This window comes from Aeromicrobium sp. (assembly GCF_025965075.1).
Classification (GTDB): Bacteria; Actinomycetota; Actinomycetes; order Propionibacteriales; family Nocardioidaceae; genus Aeromicrobium.
Genome location: NZ_JAOPXQ010000160.1, coordinates 1 through 4777 on the forward strand (window position 1 = coordinate 1; position 4777 = coordinate 4777).

2 protein-coding genes are annotated in these 4777 nt (G+C 75.5%); both read right to left on the bottom strand.

All coding sequences use genetic code 11. The features are described 5' to 3' along the window. A partial coding sequence (locus tag JWQ91_RS09935; protein ID WP_297783066.1) for a UvrD-helicase domain-containing protein occupies positions 1-1646 on the bottom strand: 1646 nt, incomplete at its 3' end. Continuing rightward, a partial coding sequence (gene recC, locus JWQ91_RS09940; RefSeq protein ID WP_297783069.1) for an exodeoxyribonuclease V subunit gamma occupies positions 1643-4777 on the bottom strand: 3135 nt, incomplete at its 5' end. The genes JWQ91_RS09935 and recC, both read right to left, overlap by 4 nt.

The following is a 4777-nucleotide window of genomic DNA, read 5'->3' on the forward strand; positions in this document are numbered from 1 at the left end:
CGGCGGCGGCCGTCGGGACGCTCCAGCACCCGCCGGGCCAGCTCGCCGTGGCCGGACGTCGCCTCGAACACCGCCGCGATGCCGCGATCGCGCAGCAGGTCGGCGAGGTCGCGGATGCGGGTGGCCACGCGATCGGTCAGGGTGTCGGCCTGGGCGACCAGGTCGGCGGGGCCGTAGCCGAAGAAGTCGGTCAGCGCCGCGGCCCGCACCCGGGCGCTGCTCTGCGGGCGCTCCATCGCCTCGAGCAGCGTCAGCCAGGCGTCGCCCGCCGGGCTGGCGTACACGTTGCTGCCACCGGCCAGCACCGACGCGAGGCCGTGCTCGGCCAGGGCGTGCTGCACCAGCTCGGCGTGCCGGCCGGACTGCACCAGCACCGCGACGTCACCGGCCTCGAGCGCCCGGTCGCCGAACCTCGTCCCGGCGGCCAGCAGCCCGCCGATGTCGATCGCGAGGTCATCGGCGATGCGGTCGCGGGCCCGGGGCGCGGAGACCAGCTTGGTGACGCCGAAGTCCTCCCGGGTCAGCACCCGCAGCCGCAGCGGCGCACCCGACGGGGCGCCGACCAGCCGGCTGGCCTGCTGGGCCGCCTCGACCGGGTGCACCACGATCCGCGGGTCGCCCAGCGCGGCACCGCCGAGGGTCACCCGCAGCGCGTCGACCAGCGGTGTGTCGCTGCGCCAGTTGGTCGACAGCGTGGCTTGGGTCGGGGCGGTCTCGCCCGCCGCCAGGTAGGTCACGACGTCACCGCCGCGGAAGGCATAGATCGCCTGCTTGGGGTCGCCGATCAGGATCATCGTCGCGACGCCGGAGAAGGCCCGGTCCAGCACGTCCCACTGCACGGGGTCGGTGTCCTGGAACTCGTCGACCAGCACGACCTTCCAGCGGCGGCGCATCTGGTCACGGGCCGGGGCGTCGTCGCCCTCCAGCGCCGTGGCGAGCCGGCTCAGCAGGTCGTCATAGCTCAGCAGGCCGAGGGTCCGCTTGCGCCGGTCCAGCTCGTCGCGGGCGTCCCGGGCGAACGCCGCCCGGTGCCACGCCACGCTGTCCGGGTCCGGCTCGTCCGGGATGATCCGGGCCTGCGGGTCGCCGACCGCGCGACGGGCCAGGTCCAGCGCCTGGTCCCGGCTGAACGGGACCCGGGGGGTGTGCCGGTAGCGGGCGAGGAAGAGGTCGTCGACGACCTCGACCAGCACGTCGTCGAGGCTCTCGACCAGCTCGGCGCCGGCGTCCGCGTCCCCCGCGGTGCCGAGGCTGCGGAGCACGATCTGGCAGAACTGGTGGGTCGTGGCGATCGTCGCGCCGTCGAAGTCGGCCAGCGCGACCCGCAGGCGTACCCGCCGCCGCTCGACCGTCGCCGGGTCGCCCTCGGCGAGCAGCCGGATCAGCTCGTTGTCGTGGGCGGCGGCGGCCGCCGGGTCCGCGAGGGCCTGCTCGGCCTGGACCAGCTGCTCGCGGACGCGTTCGCGCAGCTCGCGGCTGGCGGCCCGCCCGAACGTGATGATGAGCAGCTCGTCGAGGGTCGCGTGCCCCTCGGCGACGTAGCGGGTCACGAGCGCGCCGACGGTCCAGGTCTTGCCGGTGCCGGCGCTGGCCTCGAGCAGCGTCGTGCCAGTGGGCAGCGGGTCGCGGATGCTGAACGGCCTCACAGCGGTCCCACCTCGCCGGCGGCGAGCAGCGGGTCCCACAACCGGTGCGCGAGCGCCGCGAACCGGCCGTCCTCACCGACCAGGTCCTCCAGCGGGGCGTCCTGGCCCCACACCACGACGTGGTGGGCGTCGTCGCGCTCACCGGGGATCGTGAACGTCGGCAGCTGGGCCGGGTCCCACGCCTTGCGCGCCGCCTCGACCGCGTTGGCGTGGGGCTGCCGGGCGCTGGTCTCGGCGTACGCCAGCGAGGTCTTGAGCGGCAGCGGGAGCGGCTCGCGCAGCCCGGCGTCGCGCAGCGCGACCAGGTCGCCGAGCAGGCCGGGCGCGGCGTCGCCGACCGGGCGGACGAAGGCGTGGGTGCCGCCGGACTTGTGCTTGCCGATCGCGTGCGCCTCCCACGCGGTGCCGGGGTGGGCGGCGGTCAGCGCGAGCAGCTCGAGCCAGGACCGGAGGCGGTGCTTGGCGGCCAGCGAGGAGTAGGTCACCGTGACCAGCCGCTCCTGGTGGACGTCGTCGACGCTGCCGACCAGGCGGCGGCCGTCCGGCAGCACGATGTCGACGTCGACCGCGCGGGACCGGCCGTGGCGCAGGCCGGCGGTGTTGAGGACCAGCGGGGTGACCGCGGCGGTGACCTCGTCGAGCAGGCGGCGGCCGAGCTGGCCGGGTGGGACGAGCCCGCGACGGTATTCGGCCTGCACGGCCTCGCCCGGGTCGGCGCCGGCCAGCGCGTCGCGCAGGATGCGGTCACCGACGCCCCACTTGTCGAGGTTGCCGAGCTCGATCGGGACGCCGTCGGCGACGGGATCGTCCTCGCTCAGCACCGAGACGTCGAGCCGCTGGCGCAGGAACGCCTTGACCGGGTGGGCCAGGAACGCGACGAGGTCCGGCAGCGACACCTCGTCCTCGGTGACCGGGTCGAGCGGTCCGTCCAGGAATCGCGGCTCCGCCACCGCGACCGGGCCGGCGGTCGCCCGCGCGCCGGCGAGGGCCGCGGGGTCGAAGGTGAACGGCTGGCCGGGGATCAGCGCGCCCGGCACGACGTTGCGCCGGTCGAACGGTTGCAGCGGGTGGTGGGTGACGACGTCGGCACCCCGGGCCGTCCGGCCGACCTGGTCGATCAGCTCGCCGAGCGGGACGGCGGGCGGGCGGGACTGGCCGGTCCGTTCGTCGGCGCCGGTGTAGGTCAGCACGAGGGTCTCGGTGGCGGCCATGATCGCGTCGAGGAACAGCTGCCGGTCCTCGCTGCGGACGTCCCGCTCCCCCGTCATCGGGTCGCGGGCCAGGACGTCGTCGCCGTGCACCGCGCCGACCCTGGGGAACTCCCCGTCGTCCAGCCCCAGCATGCAGATCACCCGGTGCGGCACGGACCGCATCGGCACCATGGTGCAGACCGTCAGGGTGCCGGTGCGGAAGCTGGACCGGGTCGGCCGGGAGCCGAGCCGGTCACCCAGCAGCGTCGCGACCTCGGCGAGCCGCAGCGGCGTGCCGGTGCCCTGCGCGGCGTCGTCGAGCCGGGCCAGCTCGCGCTCGAGCTGGTCGACCTGCCAGTCGTCGCGCCACGGGACCGACGCCAGGCCCAGGACCCCGGCGCGGAGGATCTCGACCCACTCCGACACCGGGTGCTCCAGCACCATCGCGTCGATCGTGTCCCGCAGCCGGTGCACCAGCTCGGCGAGCCGGCCGGCCAGGTCGATGTCGCCGCTGCTGACGTCGTCGAGCGGCAGGACCGCCTCGATCCAGCGGCCGCGCTGCTCGGCGACCGCGGCGCCCATCAGCACCCGGTCGAGGCCGAACTCCCACGTGTTGGGCACCAGGTCGCCCAGCCCGAACGGCTCGCGGTGCACCGCGTCGAGCCCCCAGCGGACACCGGAGCGGTCCACCCAGCGGGCGATCTTCTCCAGGTCGTCGTCGGACAGGCCGAACCGCTGCCGCACGGGCGCCATCGCGACCAGGTCCAGCACCTCGGTGGCGGTCATCCGGCCGCTCTCGGCGAGGGTCAGCAGCGTCGTCGCAACCTGCAGCAACGGGTTGGTGCTGGCCGAGCCGCGGTCCGCCAGACGTACCCGCAGCTGGTGCGCCGGGTGCCCGTCCGCCACGACGCCGCTGAGCCCGAATGCCGCGTGGATCAGCGGGGCGTACGTCTCGATGTCGGGGCACATCACGAGGATGTCCCGCGGCTCGAGGGTGGGATCGTCCTCCAGCAGGCCGACCAGGACCTCCCGCAGCACGTCGACCTGGCGGGCCCGGCCGTGGCAGGCGTGGACCTGGATGCTGCGGTCCCGCTCGTCGTACGTCCGACCGTCCGCACTTCCGCCCGCGCCGCCGTCGGTGACCAGGTCGTGCTGGAGCCAGCCGAGCAGGGTGTCGGGCCGCGGGTCGCCGGCCGGGAGGTGCTCGTCGTGGACCTCGCCGGCGAGGTGGAGGGTGCGCTGCAGCTCGCGGGAGTCGCGGCCCAGCGAGATCAGCAGCGGGTTGGGGGCGTCGACGGGGGCGGGATCGTCGCTGCGGCGGACCGGCCCGGCCGCGGCGCGCGGGGCCAGCGCGTCCCACAGCGCCGGAGACGGGTGCGGCAGCCACAGGTGCACGTCCCGGTGCTGCCCCAGCGCGTCGAGCAGCATGACGTCCGACGTGGCGAGGCGGGTGTGCCCGAGGAAGGAGACCCGGTCCGGCAGGTCGAACGACGCGGGCTCGTCCCGGAGTCGCTCGACGGTGTCGGCGAGCCGCACGTCGGGCGTGGGCGCCACGATCCGGGCGACGAGCCGCCGATAGAGCTCGGCCTGCCACCGCACGTCCTCGTCCAGCTCACCGTCGACCCCCGCCGCCCACTGGGCCAGCATCGCCGGGCGCTGCGAGGCGTACGAGCCGAGGAGCCCGGCGACCCGCCGCGCCACGCCGTAGCGACGGTTGCGCCGCAGCTCCCGCTCGACGCCGACGTGATCCTCGCCCAGGTGCCGCCCCAGCGCCCGGCACCACGGCTCGCCCAGCGAGGCGTCGATGACCTCGAGCAGCGGCCAGACCAGCCGGTCCGGGTCCCACGGGTCCTCGTGCCGGGTGCCGAGCAGCTCGGCCATCAGCGACCGCGGCGAGGTGAACCGGATGCCGGCGCACACCCCGTCCTCGCGCCCGGCGCT